The following is a 23257-nucleotide window of genomic DNA, read 5'->3' as shown; positions in this document are numbered from 1 at the left end:
CTACACGCGATACGACGCCGCAGCATCTACGACGCGGCCCTGCTGGTCGGCTGTGAGCATCGGCCACAGCGGAAGTCGCAGAATCGTGGTCGAGAACTGCAGACTACGAACGCACGGCACAGGTGTGCGGCCGTAGCGCAGTCCGGCCGCACTCGTGTCCAGGGGCACGTAATGAAACGGTGCCACGACGCCGCGCTCGGCCATGTGCCGGATCATGGCGTCGCGGCTGCGCTCGTTCGGCAGCCGGACATAGAACAGGTGCGCGGGGTGCTCACGATCGTCCGGAACAGTCATCAGTTGAACGTCGTGATTCTTCGCCCAATCGGACAGGTTCTCGCTGTAGTCGTCCCAGACGCGATGACGGTCCGCATGAATCGCGTCGAATTCGGCTAGTTGAGCGTCGAGCACTGCCGCGTTGAGTTCACTGGGCAGATAGCTGGAGCCGATGTCCTGCCACGAGTATTTATCCACCTGACCACGCAGGAAACGAGCACGGTTCGTGCCCTTCTCGCGGATGATCTCGGCGCGCTCCATCAGTGCATCGTCGGAGAGCAGCAGCGCGCCACCCTCGCCGCAATGAATGTTCTTGGTGTCGTGGAAACTTTGAGTGCCGACGGTGCCGATGGTGCCGAGTGTTCGGCCCCGCCACGTGCCGCCCAGTCCGTGCGCGTTGTCCTCGATCAACGCAAAGCCGTGTTCCTTCGCGAGTGCCAGCAGCGGTTCCATCTCGGCTGCCACACCGCCGTAGTGCATGACCAGCACGGCTTTGGTGCGCGGTGTGATCGCGTCGGCGACGGCGACCGGATCGATGTTGCCGGTTTCCAGATCGATGTCGACGAACACGACGGTTGCTCCGCGCAGCGCGACAGCAGTCGCTGCGGAGCTGAAGGCAAAACTTGGAACGATGACTTCGTCGCCCGGCCCGATCTCCAACAGAAGTGCACCAAGTTCGAGCGCGTGTGTGCACGAGGTTGTCAGCAGGGCGTGCTTGGCGCCGGTGATCGCCTTGATCTTTGCGGTGGACGAGGCGGTGAACGTGCCGTCGCCGTGAATGTGATCCGATTCCAGAACCGTTGCCAGATTGGTCAATTCATTCGCGGCACGGTAGGGCCGACTGAAGATGATGCGGTCAGCGTTCACGTGTGACACCGTCCATTTCAGTTACACCCGGACGTGGTGCATCGACCTTGAGATACAGGGGTTTGCCCACCAGAATATGCAGGGCAACCCCGAGATATTCGGCAATGAGACCAAGCGAGAACAGAATTGCCCCCGAGCAGAGCAGCATCGCCACGATCATCGACGCCCAGCCTTCAGGGTCGTTGTTGTCGCCGGTCACCGCCTGGACGAAGATCACCGCAGCGACGACCACTCCGGCGAGCGCAAGAGTCACGCCGAGCAGGCTGACCAATCGGAGACCCCGGGTTCCGCTGCACAACACCATCTTCCAGAACAGAGAGAACAACCGGCGGTAGTTGTAGCCGGATTCCTCTCGGCCCTCCGCACGTAAGCTAACCGGAACGGTGGCGGTGTTACCCACCACCCAGGTCAGAGCGACGTCGAGGTACGCACCGTTTGCGGCTACCTCCGCCAGTTGTCTCGCGATGTCGCCGCGAACAAGTCTGAAGCTCTCGAATTGCGCCGATGCCGGGAACGCGAACACCGTAGCCAGAACCATCTTTGCGCCCCGCGACGTCACGTTCCGCAAGAATCCGTGGGGGCGGGTATTGACCGGCTTCGAATAGACAAGATCGGCACGTTCTCGCAGTGCGGTGTCGAGAAACGCGCTGATCGACGCCGGGTCATGCTGCCCGTCCTCGTCTATCGTGACAATCCAGTCGCCGCGGGCAGCAGCCATACCGGCAATCGTTGCGGCATCCTGGCCGTAGTTGCGGCTCAGCCAAATCACCCGTACGTGGTCGAAACGGCGTTCCAACTCGAGAAGGACGACGTCGGAGCGATCTGGCCCGTTGTCATGGACAAGGACGATCTCGTCGACCGAAAATTCGGCACCACCTGCAGTGACACAGGTACCGGTGAGAGTGTTCAGCTCGTCGACCAGCGCGGAAATCGTGCGTTCGCCCTGGTACACGGGCACCACGACGGAGATCGAGTGCACTCGCTTACTGCTCCCTTCGGGAACTCGACGAAGGGTCGAGTGATCAGTGCGACCGGACTCACACCGCCGCGAACTTTAACACGCGCGCGTGTACGACTCTTGTACTTTGCCAACGGTTTACCTGCACGCGTCATGGCTTGATTCCCCCATCCTGTTAAGGTCTGGAACTCGTGGTGGAAACTCGCATTCGCGCCAGAGCTGACGTGTACAAATGGGGTGCCGGTACTGCGGTCGGTGTTATCGCGGGATACATCGCTGTCGTCCTGGCAAATGCACGCCATTTCTACACCGATGACACCGAGTCCCAGTACGCCCCGTTGTGGGTGATGTTGGGCCGAAATCTGCGCGAGGGCCACCTACCAGTCCTGGTGCCGGAGAACTGGATGGCCGGGAACTACGCCATCGAGGAAGCCGGCCTTCTCAACCCACCACAACTGCTCATCGACCTGATAGCGCCGTCCTTCGACAACCTCGCGTTATACGCAACGCTGGTCAAGCTGATCTTCGCGATCATCCTCGGCCTCGGTGTATTTCGGATCTGCCTCGAATACGGCTCCAAGCCCGCGTGGGCGGCCGTAGCCGGCGTCTCGATTCCCTTCACCGGTTTCCTGCTGTTCTTCGACGAGGCCAGTTGGATGACGGCCTTTACCGGCACCGCCTGGATGGTGCAGGCCTGGGCGTCGGCGATCCGGTACTCCCGCGGCAAGAGCGGTCCGATACCGACGTTTGTGTTCCTGTATCTCGCGATGTCGGTCCAATACGTGTTTCCCGCAGTCGAATCCGGTCTGATGATCGTTGCTGTGGCCATCGGCGAAGTGGTCTACCAACGACGCTGGCTGCCATCGCTGCGGCTCCTCGCAGTCTCCGCGTGTGCCGCGCTGGCGGGCCTCGCAACCTACCTGCCGAGTCTGCTCACCGCCGACGTCACCTGGCGCGGCGCATCCGAGGTCAAGAACGACGCCTTCCTCGCCGTACCGTGGTCGGAATCCCTCAACGCCAGCCTGCCGAGCACGATGCCCGCGTTTGTTTCGTGGTGGGGCTACATCCAGACCATGCCGATGGTCTACATCGCCTGGTTCCTGATTCCTGCGCTTGCATTCATCGACTGGGGCAAAGCTCGCGGCGCCGCACGCGAACTGACGGCCGTCGGAATTTTCACGGTAGCAGTACTCATGTGGACTGCCGGACCCAGCACCATCGGCCCCCTCCGCTGGCCCGCTCGGGTGCTCCCGATGGTGGCGATCGGACTGCTACTTCTGGTGTGCATCCTGCTCGGGCGCTACGCCACCACCGACAACTGGCGTCGCCGCGGCGCGGCCGCCGGAATCCTGGTGGGCTTACTCCTGATCCGCTCGGCGTCGGCTGCGCCCAGCCTCCTGGAATGGCACGTGATCTCGGCCGTCGCCGTCGCTACTCTCGGCGCCGCGATGGTCTGGCTCGGCCGAACGAAGGGAACGGCCGCGGCCTGCATCCTCGCTATTGCCGCAGTCTCCCCCATCGCTTACGCCCAGGTGCGCGCCGCGCAACCGACACCGATGAGCTGGAACCTGCCGGAGTCGCGCTCGGACATGAAAGCAGCTTTCCCCGACTTCGACGGAACAACACTGCAACTCGCCGATCGCGCGCTCATCGCCCCCGACCAACGCACCCTCGACGGCGCATACGGCTCACTGGCTTTCGGAAACTATCCGAAAGATCTGGAACTCACCTACACCAGCGGTTACACCCCCAACGGGCACTACTACTTCGGCAATCTCCTGTGCATGCGGTGGGATATGAGCGTGTGCCCCGACGCGTTCGCACGGGCCTTCGCCGTCGAACCCGAAACTGGCCGCACCCTAGTCGATCTCATGAACGTGGACCGCGTGGTTCTGCAGAACGCGTTGTATCCCGATGCTCGTAACCAGCCGGCCCCCGACGGCTGGAAATGGGTCGACTACCCCGGCCACGACAACTACATCTCTGTACTCGAACGCGTCGACGGCCCGGTCTCCACCCGCAACGGCCGAATCTCGCACACCGAAGGGGTGGAAGCGACGTCGGTCGCCGAGACGAACATGTCGAGCACTCTTCGAGTCAGCTCGAGCGGCGGCGGGAAGGTCGTCTTCGCCCGTCTCGGCTGGCCTGGCTACCGCGCCACCTTGAACGGCGAGTCTGTTCCCATCGACGTTGTTGCGAAATCCTTTGTCACCGTGGATGTTCCAGCCGGAACTCAGGACGCGGAACTTGTTCTCACCTGGCGTCCGCCGGGATGGAAGATCGGCGGCGCGTCGATGGTCGCCGGAATTCTCGGCCTCGGCGTACTCGAATGGATGTATCTGCGCGGCCGTCGACGCGACCGGATCGACGACGCAACGAACAACGCATCGTGAGCGAGGACACCGCCCCGGTTGCCGACCCAGGCCCGCTGCTGCGAATCGTGAAACATCAGCCCATCGCATTTGCCGTTGTGGGAGTGGCGAATACAGCCATCGGATACGGGCTGTTCGTCATCTGGATGCTCGCGTTGGGCAACGACAACCTCTACCCGGTCGCGCTGATCGGTTCCTACAGCATCAGCGTCCTGATCGCGTTTGTGCTGCACCGAACTCTGGTCTTCCGCGTCCGGGGTCACCTCGCCCGCGACCTCGGGGCGTTTATCGTCGTCAATTCCGGTGGACTGGTACTGAATCTGATCCTGGGGACTTTTGCGGTGTCGGTTCTCCATGCGCCACCACTACCGGCACAGGCAGTGGTGATGCTGATCGTGGCAGGCGTGAGTTTTCTGGGGCATCGATACTTCTCGTTCCGGCGCAGCACCGACAACCACTGACCTGTTACCGATCACTGACCTGCTACCGCTGTGGCGGCAAGGCCCGATCCACCGCCGCCTCGATGACGGCACGAACGTCCTCCTGCCCGAAAAGATTCGGCAGGGTGAGCCGATCGAGAACCAGCCAGTTCAACGACATGTAGAGCAGTCGAACGGTCATCGCATCACCTGGCACTCCCGAGGCCAGATGGTTGGCGACGTTGAGTTCGAAGTCTTCTCGGATGCGGACCGTCAGAACAGCTCGAAGATCAGGCCGACGCGTCGCCTCGAGGCGCAGCTCCATCAATGCGAGGAATCCGGTCCCGAATGAGGTGACCCGCTCGACCACGTCGAGCATGAGCGTCACAAGGCGCTCACGATCGGTGCCGTTGACGGGATCGATCATCCCTTCGAGGTCGTCCGGAATCAGTCGCTCGTAGATCCGGCCACCGGCTTGGGTGAGTAGGTCGTCGCGATTTGCGAAGTAGTTCGACGCAGTTCCGTTCGGCACGGCCGCCTGCGTATCGACGGCTCGAAATGTCAAGCCTCTAGCGCCCTCTCGCGCCAGCACCTCGATTGCCGCATCGATCAGCGCCAGCCGGCGTTCCGGGTTTTTTCGCACTTGACACCGCTCCTGTCACGACCCTAAATTAAACCACTACAAACAGAGTACTACGAACGGAGTTGTACATGCGCAAGCTTGTGTACTACGTCGGAACAACGCTGGACGGATACATCGCGGGCCCCGGAGGAGAGTTCGATTTCTTTGCGCTCTCCGATCAGATGACCGCGTCGATGAACGAGCGTTACCCGGAAACCGTACCCACGCACATCCGGCCCCACGTCGGGATGGGCAACCCACCGAACAGAGTTTTCGACACCGTCCTCATGGGCCGCGGTTCCTACGAGCCCGCACGAAGCGTCGGCGTGAGCAGTCCGTACGCGCACCTTCGGCAATACGTCGTATCGACCACGCTCCTGGATATCGACGATCCGGCAGTCAACCTGGTGCGCACGGACCCGGTAACGAAGATCAAGGAACTCAAAGCCCAAGAAGGACAAGATATCTGGCTGTGCGGCGGCGGAATACTTGCCGGGGAACTGCTACCGGAGATCGACGAATTGATCATCAAAAGGTACCCGGTCATCGTGGGTGCGGGGATACCGATGATCGCCGGTACATTCGAGCCGATACTTTTCACGCCCACGGCCAGTGAAGTCTTCGACAACGGCGCGAGCGTCACCTGGCTGAAGCGAAACAGCTAAGGCAGCAGATCCGGCCGACGTTCGGCGGTGCGCTGCAGCGACTGCTCATGGCGCCATGCCTTGATCTTTGCGTGATCGCCGGACAGCAGAACAGGCGGAACTTCGAGGTCGCGCCAGACCGCCGGGCGGGTGTAGCTCGGCCCTTCGAGAAGACCGTCGGAGAACGAATCCTCTTGGTGCGACAGCTGATTGCCGAGCACACCGGGCATCAAGCGAACTACTGCCTCCACCATCACCAGTACGGCAGCCTCGCCGCCGATCAGGACGTAATCGCCGATGCTGACTTCTTCGACGCGAACCCGCTTGGCCGCGTCGTCGAAGACTCGTTGATCGATGCCCTCGTACCGGCCGCAGGCAAACACAAGATGCTGCGCCTTCGACCAACGATGCGCTGTTGCCTGGGTAAAGGGAACACCGGCGGGAGTCGGCACCACCAAAATGGTGTCGGCATCATCCGGGCCGGAAGAATCGGAGCGGCCGAGGACGTCGTCGAGCGCGGGACCCCACACGGTGGGTTTCATGACCATGCCAGGTCCCCCGCCGTACGGGGAATCGTCGACGGCCTTGTGTACGTCATGGGTCCACGAACGCAGATCATGGACGTCAACCGAGATCAAGCCGCGTTCGATTGCCTTGCCCAGCAAGGCGGCACGAAGCGGTTCGAGGTACTCGGGAAAAATGGTGACTACGTCGAGACGCATGAATCGATCAGTCGCGATCTGAGTTCGACTTGTCGCTGTCGCTGTTCGACTTGTCACCGAAGTCAGGGTCCAGCAGACCCTCGGGAGGCGTGATCTCAACCAGGCCGTCGGCAATCGACACCTTGGTCACGATGGCGGCGACAAATGGGATCAACAACTCGCCCGATGCCTCACCGGTGCGGCGAATGGAAAGCAATTCGCCTGCGGCGGAGTGCAATACCTCGATCACAGAACCCACCTCGGTACCGTCGGCCAGAACGACCTTCAGTCCTTCGAGTTCGTGATCGTAGAACTCGTCCGGATCGTCGGACGGTTCGAGTTCACTGCTGTCGATGACAAACAACGTGCCGCGCAAGGCATCTGCCTCGCCGCGATCGTTGACGCCTTCGAGACGCAGCAGGAGCCGCCCGGAATGATCCCGGGCGGCTTCTACTGTGTAGGACTTGCTAGTGGACTCGCGTGGCTTATGTCCACGCAGCACAGTTCCAACGGCAAAGCGCTCTTCGGGTTCGTCAGTACGAACCTCTACGACCAGTTCACCTTTGATGCCATGCGACTTCGCGACACGACCGACGACGAGTTCCACGTGAAATACTGCCGTCTACTGATCGGTGTCGACGACGTCGACGCGAATGCCTCGGCCACCGATACCGGAGACCAGGGTGCGCAGAGCGGTCGCGGTGCGGCCGCCCCTGCCGATGACCTTGCCGAGATCGTCGGGGTGCACGTGCACCTCGACGGTACGTCCACGGCGTCCGGTCATCAGTTCGACGCGTACGTCGTCAGGATTGGCGACAATGCCGCGAACCAAATGCTCTACCGCATCAGCGACGACGGCACTCACTTGTCAGCAGCCTCGGCGTCTGCAGCGGGAGCCTCGGCGTCGGCTGCGGCGTCGTCTGCCTTGGCCTCGTCTGCCTTGGCAGCCTTCTTCTTCTTGGGGGTGATTGCTTCTGCAACCGGCTCGTTCTCGGCCTGCGCGAGTGCAGCCTGGAACAGTTCGAGCTTGGAGGGCTTGGCTTCCTTGACACGCAGGGTGCCTTCGGTGCCCGGGAGGCCCTTGAACTTCTGCCAGTCACCGGTGATCTTGAGGAGAGCCTCGACGGGCTCGGTGGGCTGTGCGCCCACGGACAGCCAGTACTGAGCGCGCTCGGAATCGATGTCGATCAGCGACGGCTCTTCCTTGGGGTGGTACTTGCCGATGGTCTCGATCGCACGGCCGTCACGACGGGTGCGGGAGTCGGCGATGACAACGCGGTACTGAGCGTTGCGGATCTTGCCGAGGCGGGTGAGCTTGATCTTGACAGCCATGGCTGCGGTACTCCTTCAGCGCGCACAACAGTGCGGCGCGTGTCACGTGCAATTCAGCAACCCCCACGAATTTGGGGGCCCGGTTTTGCCTCTAACCTGTGACCGTCGCAGCGGTACGTAACCGTTTGCGACGAACAGTCGTCCATTGTGCCAGATGCCTACTTGTGGATGAAATCCAGGCAAGCGTTATCGGGCGATTACATTGCCGCGAAGCACCACGTGGGCGGGCTTCGCCAGCACAGCGGTGTTTCCCCGCGGATCTTCGTCGAATACCACCAGGTCAGCGGGCGCACCCTCGACCAATCCGGATCCACCCAGCCACGTCCGGGCGTCCCAGCAGGCTGCACCGAGCGCGTCGTGTGACGACATCCCGGCGATCTGGAGTTCAGCCACCTCGTCGGCGATCCGGCCGTGCAGGATCGATCCTCCGGCATCAGTGCCGGCGTAGATCGGGATCCCGGCTTCGTGCGCCGCACCGATCGTCCGATGGCGCCGCGAGTGGAGATCGCGCATGTGGGCCGCGTAGATCGGGTACCGCGTCGCGGAGTCGGCGATTCCGGGGAATGTCGCGATGTTGATCAGTGTCGGCACCAGTGCGGTGCCGTGAGCAACCATCATCTCGATGGTCTCGTCGGTCAATCCGGTGCCGTGCTCGATGCAGTCGATACCGGCGTTGATCAGGCCGGGAAGTGCGTCCTCGGCAAAAACGTGGGCCGTGACCTTGGCGCCTTCAGCGTGAGCCGCCGCAATAGCTTCAACCAGGATCTTGTCGCTCCACAGGGGCGCGAGGTCGCCGACAGAGCGGTCGATCCAGTCGCCGACGAGCTTGACCCACCCGTCACCGGCCCTGGCTTGGCGCACGACCTCGGCAGGCAACTGCGATTCGTCGTCGAGATCGACCGGCAACCCCGGGATGTAGCGCTTGGGCGCAGCGATGTGCTGACCCGCACGGATGATCCGGGGAAGATCGGCCCGCTCGTCGACGAATCGGGTATCGACGGGTGATCCCGCGTCACGCAACAGCAATACACCGGCGTCGCGCTCGGTTTGTGCCTGAGCGATCAAACCGTCGACGGTCTCGCCGCCGCCCCCGCCGTAGCGAATACCGACATGGCAATGCGCGTCGACAAGACCGGGAGTGATCCACCCAGCATCGACAATCGTCTCGGCGCCTGCGACCGGTTCGAAGGTGATCCTGCCGTCGACAATCCACAGTTCGATGGGCGCAGCATCGGGCAGACCGATGCCGCGCAGATGGAGGGCGCTCACGGGCTTACTTCTTGGGCAGCTTGAGCTGCGACAGGTCGATGCCTTCGAGTCCGGGTGGCAACTGGTCGAGTCCCTTGGGCATGTTCGACAGGTCGGGCATTCCGGCAGGCATGCCACCGGGCATACCCGGGAATCCGCCCATGCCGGGGAACCCTCCGCGCATCTTGGGCTGCGTCGGACCCTTGCCGCCCTTCTTGCCCTTCTTGCCCTTCTTGCTGCGCACCTGCTTGCGGGCGCCGGGCATGCCCATGCGACCGGCCATGGCGGCCATCATCTTTCGGGCCTCGAAGAACCGGTCCACCAACTGGTTGACGTCGGAGACCTTGACACCCGAACCGTTTGCGATGCGCAGACGGCGGGACGCGTTGATGATCTTGGGGTCTTCACGCTCGGCGGGCGTCATACCGCGGATGATCGCCTGGATGCGGTCGAGTTGCTTCTCGTCGACGTTGGCCAGCGCGTCCTTCATTCCGCCTGCGCCTGGCAGCATGCCGAGAAGGTTGCCGATCGGGCCCATCTTGCGGACAGCCATCATCTGATCGAGGAAATCCTCGAGCGTCAGCTGGCCGGAGCCGATCTTGGCGGCGGTTGCTTCAGCCTGCTCGGCGTCGAAGACCTGCTCGGCCTGCTCGATCAGGCTCAGGACATCGCCCATGCCGAGGATGCGGCTGGCCATACGGTCCGGGTGGAAGACGTCGAAGTCTTCGAGCTTCTCGCCCGTCGACGCGAACAGAATCGGCTGGCCCGTGATCTCACGAACGCTGAGCGCGGCGCCACCACGGGCGTCGCCGTCGAGCTTGGTGAGGACAACACCGGTGAAGCCGACACCCTCACGGAACGCCTCGGCCGTGCTGACCGCGTCCTGACCGATCATCGAGTCGAGAACAAAAATTGTCTCGTCCGGGTTGACGGCGTCACGAATACCGGCAGCCTGCTCCATCAGATCTGCATCGATGCCGAGTCGGCCGGCGGTGTCGACGATGACCACGTCGTACTGCTTGTTGCGCGCCTCTTCGACGCCGGCTCGGGCTACCTCGACGGGGTCGGCAGCGGAGACGCCGAGAGCGTTCTCGCCGCCGCCGATGGACGTACCCGGGTGCGGCGCGAAGACGGCGGCACCGGCGCGTTCGCCGACGATCTGCAGCTGTGTGACGGCGCCGGGACGCTGCAGGTCACACGCAACCAGAAGTGGAGTGTGGCCCTGATCCTTGAGCCACTTGGCCAGCTTGCCGGCGAGGGTGGTCTTACCGGAACCCTGCAGACCGGCCAGCATGATGACTGTCGGGGGGTTCTTGGCGAACTGCAACCGACGAGTTTCGCCGCCGAGGATCTGAACAAGTTCCTCGTTGACGATCTTGACGACCTGCTGCGCCGGGTTGAGAGCACCGGACACCTCGGCGCCCTTGGCGCGTTCCTTGATCTTGGCGATGAAGCTGCGCACGACGGGCAGCGCAACGTCGGCCTCGAGAAGTGCGAGGCGGATCTCACGGGCGGTCGCGTCGATATCGGCGCCGGACAGACGACCCTTACCACGCAGATCCTTGAGAGATCCGGTCAATCTGTCGGAAAGGGATTCGAACACCGAGTGCGCTCCTGAAGGTCGTGCGAGTTTGCCGTGGATATTCTCGGGCACCAGCCTAGCCGCTACGTCCGCATCGATCCCAGCCGATGCGGACGTAACCGCTTTCAGGCGTGTCGCTACTGCGGCTTTTTCTCCGGCTGCGGCAGCGGCACAACACTCAGAACGGCGGCCTCGACGCGCTCACGACTGGCCCGCGAATCGGCCCCACCGAAGTCGAGGCAGAACGAGTCGATGACAGACGAGCCCAGGGTCGCGACTTTTGCCCACCTGATGTCGGCGCCGCTGCGTTCGAGAGCTGCGGCCAGACGACACAGCAATCCGACGCGATCCTCGGTACGTACTTCGAGGATCGCCTGACCCTCACCAGGCGAATCGAACCAGATCACCCGCGGCGGTGCCTGTGCGTACAGGACCGGGATCGCCGAACTCTTGCTCAGCGCAATCGGATCTTCCCACTGCTGCGCCCGAGTTTCCTCTTCCTTGGCATCGAGTAGCTCTAGCAGGTTCAGCTCGCCCTCGGATGCACGGATCAACTCCTGTCGCAGCAGCGCGGCTTGCGGCGGCGCCCCGAAACGCGGAGTCACGACAAAGGAGTTGACTGCAGATCCCGCGTGGGCGCCCAGCGAAGCCGAATGCACGCGAAGCGACGACAACGCAAGAATCCCCGCGGCCCGTGACAACAGGCCGGGTGCATCCGGAGCAATGACCGTGACGACATACGTATGCGCGTTCTCGGCCGGAGACAACGACACGTGAACACCGCCGTCCTCGGCGATGGACAACTGCTCGGGATCGAGCGGATCCGGAGCGGGCAGATCCTCCCCCGCCATCAGCAAGCGGCATCGACGCACCAGTTCGCCGATCAACGACGATTTCCAATCACCCCACACACCCGGACCCGTTGCCAGAGAATCCGCTTCGGCGAGTGCATGAAGAAGGTCGAGCAGCGTTCCGTCACCGCCCAGTGAATCGACGACCCCCTGCACCGTCGCCGGATCGTCCAGATCGCGTCGCGTCGCCGTTTCCGGCAACAGCAGGTGATATCGGACCATCGCGGACAGCATCGCGACGTCGGAAGGCCAGAGCCCCAACCTGTTTCCGATTGCCGTGGCCAGTTCCGCGCCGACCACACTGTGATCGCCGCCGCGCCCCTTTCCGATGTCGTGAATCAAGGCTCCGAGCATCAGCAGATCAGGACGCGCGACCCGCGTCGTGAATCCGCTTGCGTATGCGGCGGTTTCGACGAGGTGCCGATCGACCGTCCAGGTATGGACGGCGTCACGCGGAGGCAGATCCCGGATCGTGCCCCACTCCGGCAACAGTCGCCCCCACAATCCGGTGCGATCCAAAGCCTCGATGACCGGCACCGCCCGAGAACCCGACCCCAACAACACCAGAAGATCGTTGACCGCGTTCTTAGGCCACGGCTCGCGCAGTTCAGGAGCGTTGTCCGCCAAGCGATTGAGCGTCGACGCCGAGATCGGCATCCCACCGGTTGCGGCAGCCGCCGCAACGCGCATGATCAACCCTGAGTCCTTCTTGGGCCGAGCATCGCGCGCCAGCACGACTTCTCCGGCATGCTCTACGACACCCTCGTCCAGAGGATGACGCACCGGAGGCCGCCGGAGCCGCGACAACCCACGCTTGGGCAAAGAGTTTCCGGCAGTACGGATTCCGACGTCCACCGAATAGCTGATAATGCGTGCCGATTCGCTGAGCAGGCGAGCCAGATCGAATCGATCACCGATCCGCAGGGCGGCGCCGATCTCGTCGGCGTCCTGCGCCCGCAGCTGATCCCGCGGCCGACCGGCCACGCGATGCAACTCCGTGCGTACGTCGAGCAGTCGCCGGTGCGCCAGTGCCAGACCGCCGCCAGGCGAATTGGGACCGAGCCCCGGCATGCCGTCCGTCAACTGAGCGATGGACAGGGCATTGAGCAACTGCACGTCACGCAGTCCCCCGCGCCCGCTCTTGAGATCCGGCTCGGCTCGGTGGGCGATCTCGCCGCTGCTCGCCCACCGCGACTGGGTCTGCGCGATCAAATCGTCGAACCGCGAGCGAATGTCCATCCGCCATTGGCGTCGCACACCGCTGATCAGCAAATTGGTGAGTTCCATGTCGCCGGCAATGTGGCGAGCTTCCAGCATGCCAAGCGACGCGGTGATATCGGTTGCCGCAACCTGCAAGGCCTGCGGCAGCGTCCGCACGCTGTGGTCGAGCTTGATGTGCGCGTCCCACAACGGGTACCAGAGGCGTTCCGCCACCTGAGCCACCACGGCGGGATCCATGTCGTCGTGCAGCAGAATCAGATCGAGATCGGAATAGGGCAGCAATTCGCGTCGGCCCAGCCCGCCGACAGCAACAATCGCAAATCCGCAGTCGGGCTTGATTCCCAATTCGGCGCCCTTGGTGGTCAGCCAGAACTCGTGGAGATCAACCAGTGCGTGTCGCAGCGAAGGTGCGTCGAGCCGACGATTCTTGGGTCCACCGTCGAGTAATGCCTTGCGTGCGCGGGCCAGGTCCGCGGCTTCATCGGATCCCCCTGACGAGACCGGCCCTGGCCCCGTCGCCTTAGCGACGGAACCAGGGCCGAAGTTCCCGGACCCATTCGGGTCAGAGTGCATCGCCACCACGTTCTCCGGTACGAACCCGGATGACCGACTCGACCGGCGAGACCCAGACCTTGCCGTCACCGATCTTGCCGGTGCGCGCAGCCTCGACGATCACCTCGACCACCTTGTCGACAGCCGCGTCGTCGATCACGACCTCCACCCGAACCTTCGGTACGAAGTCCACGGAGTACTCCGCGCCTCGGTACACCTCGGTGTGGCCCTTCTGACGACCGTAACCCTGAACTTCACTGACAGTCATACCCAGCACCCCGGCCTGCTCGAGCGCGGTTTTGACGTCCTCGAGCGTGAACGGCTTGACGATTGCTGTGATCAGCTTCATGTGCTCATCCCTTTCCCAACTCTGAAGTGCTGCGATTTCACTTTAATCACGTGCTGATCACGCGAGGTCGTATGCGGTCTCTGCGTGTTGGGTCTCGTCGATTCCACGAGCCTCGTCCTCGGCCGAGATGCGCCATCCGAGGGGCTTGAGTGCGTAGCCGATGATCGCGGTGAGAACACCGGTGAAGACAAGAGCGACAACTGCAATCACGATCTGAACCACCAACTGCTTGTAGTCACCGCCGTAGAAGAGACCGGTCGACGTACCGAAGAATCCGATACCGATCGTGCCCCACAGGCCGGAGACGAGGTGAACACCGACAACGTCGAGCGAATCGTCGAAGCCGAAGCGGAACTTCAGGCCGACGGCCAGAGCGGAGAGAATACCGGCGATTGCGCCGAGGAAGATCGAGCCGACCGGGTTCAGTGCACCAGCTGCCGGGGTGATTGCAACAAGACCGGCAACAGCACCGGAAGCAGCACCGAGGCTGGTGGCATGTCCGTCACGGATACGCTCCGTGAGCAACCAAGCGAGGATTGCAGCGGCGGTAGCGGTGGTGGTGTTGACCCAGGCGAGACCGGCAAAACCGTCGGCAGCAAAAGCGGAACCGGCGTTGAAGCCGAACCAACCGAACCAGAGCAGAGCCGCACCGAGCATGACCAGCGGCAGGTTGTGCGGACGGAACGCGGTCTTGCCGAAGCCGGCGCGCTTGCCGACGATCAGAGCGAGAACCAGAGCGGCCATACCGGCGTTGATGTGAACGACTGTGCCACCGGCGAAGTCGATCGGCGGGACTGCGGCAACGAGGCCACCGTCACCGTCATCGGTGGTGCCGAAGATCTTTGCGGCGATGCCGTCCTCGGAACCCGAGAGCAATCCGCCACCCCACACCATGTGAGCGAGCGGGAAGTAGACAACCGTGACCCAGATGCCCGAGAACAGCATCCACGTACCGAACTTCACGCGCTCGGCCAACGCACCGCTGATAAGTGCTGTCGTGATGATGGCGAACGTCACCTGGAAGGCGATGTCGATGACATTGGGGTAGCCCCACGCACCGGCGATGAAGTTACCGTCCGCGTCGGTGATGCTGTCCTTGAGTCCGAAGAACTCGAAGGGATTCGCGAAGATGCCACCGATGTTCTCGGTGCCGTAGGACATGGACCATCCCCACAGCACGTAGATGACACCGATGACGGCCATCGAACCGAAGGACATCATCATCATGTTGAGCACGGACTTGGACCGAGACATGCCGCCGTAGAAGAACGCGACACCCGGTGTCATCAGCAGAACCAGTGATGCGGCCATCAGCATCCATGCGGCGTTACCGGAGTTCGCCAACAAATCGTCGGTACTCACTTACTACCTCCTAGTCGCACGTGCCGGGTGGCACGTCGTTGAGTAGAAGACTGCTGGGCTGGTGTTTCGTCCGTGGCGCGCTTACGTTTCGCGGACGTGAACCAATTACCCAACTTTGTTGCAAGTAAGTTTCATACTGGGATTCTTCGAATCCCTGTGCGCCTTTTCGGTAGTGGGCACTACCGAAAAGGCGCACGGGGGCGCTAGCCCAACAGTGCGTCGACAAACGCTCCCGGTTCGAACGGAGCCAGGTCGTCAGCGCCCTCACCGAGGCCGACAAGCTTCACCGGAACCCCGAGTTCATGCTGAACCTGGAAGACGATTCCGCCCTTCGCCGTACCGTCCAACTTGGTCAGAACAACACCGGTGATATCGACAACTTCGGCAAACACGCGGGCCTGAGCGAGACCGTTCTGCCCCACGGTGGCGTCGAGAACCAGAAGAACGTCGTCGACCGACGCCTTCTTCTCGATCACACGCTTGACCTTGCCGAGCTCGTCCATCAAACCGGTCTTGGTGTGCAAGCGGCCGGCGGTGTCGATCAGAACGACGTCGACGCCCTCCTCGATGCCACGAGTAACGGCGTCGAAGGAAATAGCAGCGGGATCGCCGCCTTCCTTTCCGCGAACAACCTCAGCGCCGACGCGCTCGGCCCACGTCTGCAGCTGATCGGCCGCAGCAGCACGGAACGTGTCAGCGGCACCAAGAAGCACCCGTCGCCCGTCAGCGACCAATACGCGGGCCAGCTTGCCCGTCGTGGTGGTCTTGCCGGTTCCGTTCACACCGACGACAAGCAGAACCGCCGGATGGTTGTCGTGCGGAAGCGCCCGGATCGAGCGATCCAGTTCCGGACGAAGCTCCGCGACGAGTACCTCACGCAGCAAAGCGCGAGCCTCCGCCTCGGTCCGAACACTGCGGGCTGCCATCTGCGCCCGCAGCGTGGCAACAATCTTTTCCGTCGTCGCAGAACCGAGGTCCGCGATCAACAGGGTGTCCTCGACCTCTTCCCACGAATCCTCGTCCAGGTCGCCACCACCGAGCAGACCGAGCAAGCTCTTGCCGACTGCCGACTGTGAACGAGACAGTCGACCGCGCAGGCGATCAAGTCGGCCTTCGGTCGGTTCGATCTCGTCGAGAACCCGAGGGGCGGGCTCGACCGGAGCAACAGGAGCCGTCTCGACGACAGGAGCCTCGACCACCGGGGCCTCGACGACCGGCTCTTCGACAACCGGCGCTTCAACGACCGGCTCTTCAACGACCGGTTCCTCGACGACGGGCGCCTCGACAACCGGCTTTTCAACCACCGGCTCTTCGACGACGGGCGCCTCAACGACCGGCTCTTCAACAACTGGTTCCTCAACAACAGGAGCTTCGACAACCGGCTCTACAACAACGGGCGGCGCCGGTTCCGGCTCGACCGGCTTCTCCGGAACTGGCTTCTCCGGAACTGGCGGCTTTGCCGGCGGGGCCGGTGCCGGCGGTGGCGCCGTTGCCGTCGATCCCTCACTGAAGTTGAACCCGCCGCCGGCTTTGTAGCCGCCCGACTTGTCCTTCTCCGGTGCACCGAGCTCCGGCTTCGTCTCGGGCGCCTTCAACGACACCTGGCGGCTGCGGTAGCGCAGGAAACCCGCCACAAGAGCAATAAGTACTACGGCCGCGACAGCCGCGATGATGATCCAAGCCTGGGTAGTCACCGGCTCATTGTTTCAGGCTCGGCAACAGAAAGTGACCAAGGCTTACCGAACGGCGAGGTCTTGCCCTCGCAATCGCTGGGAAATGACAGTCGTGATGCCGTCGCCGCGCATGCTCACTCCGTAGAGAGCATCCGCGATTTCCATGGTGGGTTTCTGGTGCGTGATCACGATCAACTGCGATTTTTCCCGCAGCTGTTCGAAGAGCCCGATGAGGCGGCGCAGGTTGGTGTCGTCGAGAGCGGCTTCGACTTCGTCCATGACGTAGAACGGTGACGGCCGGGCCCGGAAGATCGCGACGAGCATGGCCACCGCTGTCAAGGATTTCTCTCCACCCGAGAGCAAGGAGAGCCGTTTGACCTTCTTTCCCGGTGGTCGCGCTTCGACCTCGATGCCGGTGGTGAGCATGTCCGACGGGTCGGTCAGGACAAGTCGGCCTTCGCCGCCGGGGAACAGTGTCTCGAAGACCCCTACGAACTCACGGGCGACGTCGGTGTAGGCCTCGGTGAACACCTGCAAGATCCGGGCGTCGACGTCGGCGACCACCGCGAGGAGATCCTTGCGTGCTGTTTTGACGTCTTCGAGTTGAGTGGAGAGAAAGGTGTACCGCTCTTCGAGTGCGGCAAATTCTTCGAGCGCCAGCGGATTGACCTTGCCCAGGGTTGCGAGGTCTTTCTCGGCCCGCTTGGCCCGACGCTCCTGCGTGGCGCGGTCGTACGGAGCGGGCGCCGGAGCGGTGACCTGCTCGCCGCGCGCCTTGGCTTCTTCGTACTCCGCCAACTCGAGAGCCGTCGGTGGCAATTCGACGTCGGGGCCGTACTCCGCGATCAGATCGTCGAGTCCGATTCCGTACTGCTCGAGAATGGACTCTTCCAATTGCTCGATGCGCATTGCTGCCTGTGCCTTGGCAACTTCGTCGCGGTGCACGGCATCGGTCAGCGATGCGAGCTGCCCGTTCAGCGCCTTGACGATCTCTCGAACCTGGTCGAGCTTGGCGACGCATTCGGTACGGGCGCGCGCCAGGTCGTCGCGATGAGCAACCGCTGCCGCCACGACGGTCTCGAGTTCGCTAACCACTCGCAGACCGGATTCTGCGACTGCCGCAGCCACGGCGGCCGCATGTGCCCGTGCCCGCAACGCGTGTTCTGCCCGCACCCTCGCCTCGCGTTCGGCGGCTGCCGCGCGGCGCAGCGAATCGGCTTTTCCGCGAACGGATTCGGCGCGTTCCTCGGCAGTGCGTACGGTCAGTCGCGCATCCATTTCGACGATGCGTACTTCCGCGAGCGCTGCCGCCGCCATTTCCCGGTCGGTGGCGGTTGATTCCGGTTCCCCGGCTTCGAGCCCGCCGTTGTCCTCCGCGTGGCGCAGGCGTTCCTCCAGTTCGGTCAGCGCAGTGAGAGATTCGACTCGACGGGCTTCGGCGCGACTGCGGTGCAACGTCAGTCGCTCCGACTCTTCGTGCGCGACGCGCACCGCCTGACCGAGTCGGCCCAACTGTTCGTAGATCGCGGAGATCGCCGCATCGGATTCGTTGAGTGCGGCAAGAGTCTGTTCTGCGGTTTCCTGCCGGATTGCCTGTTCAGACAGGGCGCCGGCCAAAGCTGCATCCAACTCTTCGGCCCGCAGTTGTGTCTGCGCCAACTCGGCTGCGGATGCGTCGATGGACGCTTGGGTTTCCAGCGTGCTCGGGCGTCGATCGGAACCGCCGACGAACCACCCCCGGCCGTGCAGGTTCCCGGAGCGGTCGACGGCCCGAATCATGCTGTGTTCAGCCACAACTCGTATCGCCTCGTCGAGGGTGTCGACCAAGACCACGTCGCCCAGGAGAGCGTCGAGTCCCGCTCGCAGTTCGTCCGCGCACTCGATGACGTCGACGGCCCGGCGAATGCCAGGACCGAGGTCGACCGGAGCGGACACGTCGTTCGGCCCGTGGACAATCAACGCCGCCTGCCCACCGTCGTGTTCGGCCAATGCCGATACCGCAGATCGTGCGGCGTCACTCGACTGCGCGACAACAGCATCCGCGGCCGGCCCCATCGCAGCGGCAATTGCACTCTCGTAGCCCGGCGTCACCCGAATCATGTCGGCCAGCGCGCCGGTGACGCCGTCGTGGCGCTCCAGAAGCCACCCCGCACCGTCCTTGCGGGCCAACCCGATCGAGAGCGCTTCGATACGAGCGCTCAACGACGCGATGCGCTGTCCGCTCGACTTCTCTTCGGCGCGTAACTCGGCAACCCGCGCATCGACGATCGTGAGCGCTTCGACGGCGCGCTCGTGATTGGTGTCGAGACCGACCTCGCCGGCATCGAGGTCACCGATACTTTCCTGCACCGTCTCGAACTCGGCTTCTGCGTCATTCCCGCGGCGTCGGGATTCGTCGATCGATTCGGTGAGCCGCGCAACTTCGGCGTCCGCGGATTCGACGCGCGTTCGTAGGGTGTCTACCTGCCCGGACAGTCGAGCGAGCCCCTCGCGGCGATCGGCCACAGCGCGTACCTCGGCCATGTGTGCCCGTTCCGCTTCTGCCGCAGCGTCTTCCGTTGCCGCCAATTGTTCGCGCGCCGCCTCGGCCGCAGCACGAGCAATCTCGACGCCTTCGATCAACTCGGCTTCCTCAGCCGCCATTCGCTCGGCCCGCGCCTCCATCTCGTCGGGATCCTGGCCACGCACGCCAACCGGTTCGGAGTCGAGGTGACGCGCACGCTCACGTGCGATACGCACCGTGGCGTTGACTCGTTCCGCCAGCGCCGACAACTGGAACCACGTCTGCGCCGCGGCTTCTGCGCCGGGCGTCAGGCGGGCCAGTGCTTGCTCCTGGCGCCCGAGTTCGAGGTTGGCCTCGTCGAGGGCGGCGGCCACCTGATTGTGTTGCTCGCGCGCAGCCTTCTCGTCCTGCGCTTGATCCTGCAGGGCATTCCGCCGGGTCACGAGATCATCTGCGGCCAAACGCATCTTGGCATCACGCAGATCTGCCTGCACAGTCTGGGCGCGCCTGGCAACCTCGGCCTGACGACCGAGTGGCTTGAGTTGGCGTCGCAATTCCGCGGTGAGATCGCTCAACCGGGCGAGATTGGCCTGCATGGAATCGAGCTTGCGTACCGCTTTTTCCTTGCGGCGCCGATGCTTCAGGACGCCGGCCGCTTCCTCGATGAATGCGCGGCGATCCTCCGGCCGCGATTCCAGGATCGCGGCGAGCCTGCCCTGGCCGACGATGACGTGCATTTCGCGCCCGATTCCGGAGTCGCTGAGTAGTTCCTGGACGTCCATCAACCGGCACGACGAGCCGTTGATCTCGTACTCCCCTGCGCCGTCACGGAACATTCGCCGCGTGATCGACACCTCGGTGTAGTCGATCGGAAGAGCGCCGTCGGAATTGTCGATGGTCAAGGTCACTTCGGCGCGGCCGAGCGGTGCCCGCCCGGAGGTTCCGGCAAAGATGACGTCTTCCATTTTTCCGCCGCGCAATGCCTTGGCGCCTTGCTCTCCCATGACCCAGGACAGCGCGTCGACGACATTCGATTTTCCGGAACCGTTAGGGCCGACCACGCAGGTGATGCCGGGTTCGAATCGCAGAGTCGTTGCCGACGCAAAAGACTTGAAGCCTTTGAGCGTCAGACTCTTGAGATGCATGCGGAGAACTTTACCGTCATCGCGGTCAGCGTTCGACGAACCCGGACATCTCTCCCCGCGCGGCGTCCCAACTGTCGACAACCAGGTCGACAGTTCCCGGCGTGGTGCCCGAGCGCAACGACTCCAGCAACCTTTCGAGCGACTCCCGATCACCCTCCGCGACAACGAGTACTCGGCCGTCGCGCTGATTCGACGCGTACCCCACCAATCCCAATTCCAACGCGCGCGCCCGGGTCCACCACCGGAACCCGACGCCTTGGACAAAGCCGTGTACCCACGCCGTCAACCGCACCGGCTCACTCATGACACACCGCCGACCCGATCGAGCTTGTGCACGTCACCCAGGAAACTGGTGGTGTACAGCGCATTCGGATCCCACCCCGGTCCGGCGCCGAACTTCACCGCCGAGGTCAACGGCAAACCGGAAGCAATCTCACACGAGGTGCCCCACTCCGGATCAACACGCACAACCTTGCCACCGGCGTTGAACGCCACGTACAGCGCTCCGTCCGGTCCGACGGTCAAATCGTCGGCCATGTTCGCGGGACCGAACCCTGGCAACGCAATAGTCCGCACAGTTCCACCCAGATCGTCGGCGTTCAGAATGTGAATTGCGGTGGTGAGGTCGAATGTTGTTGTCACAAAAATATTCTGCCCCGATCGAGCCAACCCGTCGACGGTTCCGAGATCCTCGCGCACCACCGTCGCCGAACCGTCACTGCCGATCACGGTCAGTCCGGGTTGTGTCAATGTACGCGTCGTCAGGAACCGATTGCCGTCCAGCGGCACAAGGCCGTTGGGCATCACCAACCCGTCGGCAATCGTCGTCACCGACCCGTCCCCGACGTCGACTCTGCCCAAAGTTCCGTCCGCGATTCCGAACAGTCCTGAGACTGCAGTGTTTCCGGTGGTGAAGTACACGGCGCTGTCTTGGGCAACCAGCCCACCCGGCCCGTTCACGTTGCTCACCAGAGTCTTTCGGCTTCCGTCCGGCGCCACGGTGAGCAGCGCTCCCGGGCCGACGGGAGCCGACTGCGACAACACCATCGACCCGGCCCTGTCGAATTCCAGGTTTTCGAGCATTCCCGCACCGGAGGTCACGAGCGTCGACCTCCACTCACCACAACCGTCGCCGGCCCCAGTGGACTCCGCTGCCGCCGGAGTGGACACTGCTACAGCACAACCCAGTACCAGCGCTGCGACAACACTGCCGGCGCGCAGCATCAGGCGTCCGTGTCGATGGTCAACGTGACCTTGGTGCCGGCTTTGAGGGTGCGCCCCACAGTGCAGACCTTGTCGACGGATCGTTCGATCAGCGTGATCAACCGCTGTTGGGCGTCGGCGTCGAGTTCACTGAGGTCGAGTTCGAGAACCTCGTCCAGTTGCGGGTACACCTCGTTCTCACGATCCGCGGTTCCCGACACTCGAATGGTCGCGTCGTAGTTGTCACCGAGACGGCGCGAAATCGGGAAGTCCGAACTCATTCCCGAGCAGGCTGCCAAAGCGATCTTGAGAAGTTCCCCCGGTGTGAAAACACCCGGTACCGATTCCGATCCGATGAGGACTTCGGCGCCCCGCGAACTCTTGCCGGTGTAGAGGCGGGTGCCGGTACGTTCGACCCAGAGTTCGGTGTGTGCCGGTGCGTTGTCAGCGATCTGTTCAGCCATGCCGCAATCTTGCCACCCTTCTGCAGTGGCGAGTGCGACGACCTACGCTACGTTTCGCCGCGACCTGGGTGCCGGTTGGCAGCGCGGGCAACTGAACGACGATCGATTCATGAACTTCTCACGCCGAATGGGCGCACCACACCGCGGGCACGGCAAATTTTCCTGCCCGTACGCCGAGAGTGAGCGATCGAAGTAGCCGGATTCGCCGTTCACGTTGACGTACAACGCGTCGAAGGACGTGCCGCCCTGCTCGAGCGCCTCACCCATGACACTGCGGGCCGCCGTCACGAGCTCACGCAGCTTGGGCTTTGTCAGGGTTTCGGCGATTCTGTTGCCGTGAACCTTTGCCCGCCACAATGATTCGTCGGCATAGATGTTTCCGATACCGGAGACGACGGTTTGATCGAGGAGTGCTCGTTTGATTTCGGTGTGCTTGCCGCGCAGAACGCTCACCACCGATTCGAGATCGAAAGCCTCGTCCATCGGGTCACGTGCGATGTGTGCGACCGACTCCGGCAACAGCGTCCCGTCCACCTCGACCAACGGCGAAATCGACCAGCCACCGAAGGTGCGCTGATCGACAAACCGAAGATCGGCTCCGGAATCGAGAGCCAGTCGGATACGAAGGTGCTTTTCCCAGTCCACAGTGGGCGGCTGAACGAGCATCTGACCGCTCATCCCGAGGTGAACCACTACACCGACACCGGCAGGTTCCAGAACCAGCCACAGGTATTTGCCGCGGCGCTCGGCCGAGGCGATGGTCTGTCCGGTCAACTGCCCGATCAGGTCGTCGGACCCGAGAACGTGGCGGCGAATAGCGCGGGGATGGAGAACTTCGACAGCCTCGATCGCCGCACCTACAGCGTGAGACTGTAGGCCGCGGCGAACGACTTCGACTTCGGGAAGTTCAGGCAAG

Annotated in this window: 21 protein-coding genes; 3 read left to right on the top strand and 18 right to left on the bottom strand. The window is 63.1% G+C overall.

All coding sequences use genetic code 11. The annotated features are described in order from the left end of the window. Complete coding sequence (gene rffA / locus CJ178_RS01690) at positions 1-1140, bottom strand: dTDP-4-amino-4,6-dideoxygalactose transaminase (RefSeq protein WP_095885967.1); 1140 nt, start codon at positions 1138-1140, stop codon at positions 1-3. Next, a complete protein-coding gene (locus tag CJ178_RS01685) occupies positions 1130-2119 on the bottom strand; it encodes a glycosyltransferase (RefSeq protein WP_095885966.1) in 990 nt (329 codons plus the stop codon). Before CJ178_RS01685 ends, rffA begins: the two co-directional genes overlap by 11 nt. Positions 2120-2292: 173 nt before the next feature. Between CJ178_RS01685 and CJ178_RS01680 the strand changes: the two genes are divergently transcribed. Further along, entirely contained in the window at positions 2293-4491 is a 2199-nt protein-coding gene (locus CJ178_RS01680) for a hypothetical protein (RefSeq protein WP_095887783.1), read from the top strand. Next, complete coding sequence (locus CJ178_RS01675) at positions 4488-4931, top strand: GtrA family protein (protein ID WP_033236546.1); 444 nt, start codon at positions 4488-4490, stop codon at positions 4929-4931. Before CJ178_RS01680 ends, CJ178_RS01675 begins: the two co-directional genes overlap by 4 nt. A 22-nt stretch (positions 4932-4953) precedes the next feature. On the opposite strand, the gene CJ178_RS01670 is transcribed toward CJ178_RS01675, so the two are convergent. Then, positions 4954-5532 (bottom strand): TetR/AcrR family transcriptional regulator, encoded by a 579-nt coding sequence (locus CJ178_RS01670; RefSeq protein ID WP_095885964.1) that lies wholly within the window; start codon positions 5530-5532, stop codon positions 4954-4956. A gap of 68 nt (positions 5533-5600) precedes the next feature. Between CJ178_RS01670 and CJ178_RS01665 the strand changes: the two genes are divergently transcribed. After that, positions 5601-6176, top strand: a complete 576-nt coding sequence (locus tag CJ178_RS01665) for a dihydrofolate reductase family protein (protein ID WP_095885963.1) — start codon at positions 5601-5603, stop codon at positions 6174-6176. Here CJ178_RS01665 and trmD read toward each other — a convergent pair. From trmD to mutM, 15 genes are all read right to left on the bottom strand, one after another. Then, a complete protein-coding gene (gene trmD / locus CJ178_RS01660; protein ID WP_033236549.1) occupies positions 6173-6877 on the bottom strand; it encodes a tRNA (guanosine(37)-N1)-methyltransferase TrmD in 705 nt (234 codons plus the stop codon). The two genes, CJ178_RS01665 and trmD, sit on opposite strands and share 4 nt — an antisense overlap. Positions 6878-6884: 7 nt before the next feature. Next, positions 6885-7463, bottom strand: coding sequence for a ribosome maturation factor RimM (gene rimM, locus CJ178_RS01655; protein ID WP_033236550.1), 579 nt, complete (start codon positions 7461-7463; stop codon positions 6885-6887). A 15-nt stretch (positions 7464-7478) separates the two neighbouring features. Beyond that, on the bottom strand, positions 7479-7721 hold the full coding sequence (locus CJ178_RS01650) for an RNA-binding protein (RefSeq protein ID WP_033236551.1): 243 nt from the start codon (positions 7719-7721) through the stop codon (positions 7479-7481). Beyond that, on the bottom strand, positions 7718-8188 hold the full coding sequence (rpsP, locus tag CJ178_RS01645) for a 30S ribosomal protein S16 (protein WP_033236552.1): 471 nt from the start codon (positions 8186-8188) through the stop codon (positions 7718-7720). The genes CJ178_RS01650 and rpsP overlap by 4 nt, the downstream gene beginning before the upstream one ends. Positions 8189-8374: 186 nt before the next feature. Next, positions 8375-9457, bottom strand: coding sequence for an amidohydrolase family protein (locus CJ178_RS01640; protein WP_095885962.1), 1083 nt, complete (start codon positions 9455-9457; stop codon positions 8375-8377). Between the two features lie 4 nt (positions 9458-9461). Further along, positions 9462-11039, bottom strand: a complete 1578-nt coding sequence (gene ffh, locus CJ178_RS01635; RefSeq protein WP_033236554.1) for a signal recognition particle protein — start codon at positions 11037-11039, stop codon at positions 9462-9464. Between the two features lie 116 nt (positions 11040-11155). After that, positions 11156-13663, bottom strand: coding sequence for a [protein-PII] uridylyltransferase (locus tag CJ178_RS01630; protein ID WP_092808602.1), 2508 nt, complete (start codon positions 13661-13663; stop codon positions 11156-11158). Beyond that, on the bottom strand, positions 13653-13991 hold the full coding sequence (locus CJ178_RS01625) for a P-II family nitrogen regulator (RefSeq protein ID WP_033236555.1): 339 nt from the start codon (positions 13989-13991) through the stop codon (positions 13653-13655). The genes CJ178_RS01630 and CJ178_RS01625 overlap by 11 nt, the downstream gene beginning before the upstream one ends. Before the next feature lie 57 nt (positions 13992-14048). Continuing rightward, complete coding sequence (locus CJ178_RS01620; RefSeq protein WP_045067926.1) at positions 14049-15308, bottom strand: ammonium transporter; 1260 nt, start codon at positions 15306-15308, stop codon at positions 14049-14051. Positions 15309-15556: 248 nt separating this feature from the next. Then, a complete protein-coding gene (gene ftsY, locus CJ178_RS01615; RefSeq protein WP_095885961.1) occupies positions 15557-17047 on the bottom strand; it encodes a signal recognition particle-docking protein FtsY in 1491 nt (496 codons plus the stop codon). Positions 17048-17089: 42 nt separating this feature from the next. Continuing rightward, positions 17090-20674 (bottom strand): chromosome segregation protein SMC, encoded by a 3585-nt coding sequence (smc, locus tag CJ178_RS01610; RefSeq protein ID WP_095885960.1) that lies wholly within the window; start codon positions 20672-20674, stop codon positions 17090-17092. Between the two features lie 25 nt (positions 20675-20699). Beyond that, the gene (locus CJ178_RS01605; RefSeq protein WP_095885959.1) at positions 20700-20978 is read right to left on the bottom strand and encodes an acylphosphatase; all 279 of its coding nucleotides are present in this window, start codon (positions 20976-20978) and stop codon (positions 20700-20702) included. Further along, a complete protein-coding gene (locus tag CJ178_RS01600) occupies positions 20975-21898 on the bottom strand; it encodes an SMP-30/gluconolactonase/LRE family protein (RefSeq protein WP_033236560.1) in 924 nt (307 codons plus the stop codon). Before CJ178_RS01600 ends, CJ178_RS01605 begins: the two co-directional genes overlap by 4 nt. Beyond that, the gene (locus CJ178_RS01595) at positions 21898-22341 is read right to left on the bottom strand and encodes an OsmC family protein (protein WP_033236561.1); all 444 of its coding nucleotides are present in this window, start codon (positions 22339-22341) and stop codon (positions 21898-21900) included. Before CJ178_RS01595 ends, CJ178_RS01600 begins: the two co-directional genes overlap by 1 nt. A 42-nt stretch (positions 22342-22383) precedes the next feature. Beyond that, positions 22384-23256 carry a bifunctional DNA-formamidopyrimidine glycosylase/DNA-(apurinic or apyrimidinic site) lyase gene (mutM, locus tag CJ178_RS01590; RefSeq protein WP_033236562.1) on the bottom strand — a complete coding sequence of 291 codons (873 nt, stop codon included), beginning with the start codon at positions 23254-23256 and terminating at the stop codon, positions 22384-22386. Between the last annotated feature and the right edge of the window lies 1 nt (position 23257).

This window comes from Rhodococcus sp. ACPA4, assembly GCF_002300185.1.
Taxonomy (GTDB): Bacteria; Actinomycetota; Actinomycetes; order Mycobacteriales; family Mycobacteriaceae; genus Rhodococcus_F; species Rhodococcus_F globerula.
Note: the sequence above shows the minus strand (reverse complement) of the source record. Positions and strands in the feature narration are given on the sequence as shown.

Bases quoted from the DNA above. Each gene is read 5' to 3' on its own strand.
- CJ178_RS01665 (WP_095885963.1), top strand. From the start codon at position 5,601: ATGCGCAAGCTTGTGTACTACGTCGGAACAACGCTGGACGGATACATC.
- trmD (WP_033236549.1), bottom strand. From the start codon at position 6,877: ATGCGTCTCGACGTAGTCACCATTTTTCCCGAGTACCTCGAACCGCTT.
- rpsP (WP_033236552.1), bottom strand. From the start codon at position 8,188: ATGGCTGTCAAGATCAAGCTCACCCGCCTCGGCAAGATCCGCAACGCT.
- CJ178_RS01630 (WP_092808602.1), bottom strand. From the start codon at position 13,663: ATGCACTCTGACCCGAATGGGTCCGGGAACTTCGGCCCTGGTTCCGTC.
- CJ178_RS01625 (WP_033236555.1), bottom strand. From the start codon at position 13,991: ATGAAGCTGATCACAGCAATCGTCAAGCCGTTCACGCTCGAGGACGTC.
- CJ178_RS01620 (WP_045067926.1), bottom strand. From the start codon at position 15,308: ATGCTGATGGCCGCATCACTGGTTCTGCTGATGACACCGGGTGTCGCG.
- smc (WP_095885960.1), bottom strand. From the start codon at position 20,674: ATGCATCTCAAGAGTCTGACGCTCAAAGGCTTCAAGTCTTTTGCGTCG.
- CJ178_RS01605 (WP_095885959.1), bottom strand. From the start codon at position 20,978: ATGAGTGAGCCGGTGCGGTTGACGGCGTGGGTACACGGCTTTGTCCAA.
- CJ178_RS01600 (WP_033236560.1), bottom strand. From the start codon at position 21,898: ATGCTGCGCGCCGGCAGTGTTGTCGCAGCGCTGGTACTGGGTTGTGCT.
- CJ178_RS01595 (WP_033236561.1), bottom strand. From the start codon at position 22,341: ATGGCTGAACAGATCGCTGACAACGCACCGGCACACACCGAACTCTGG.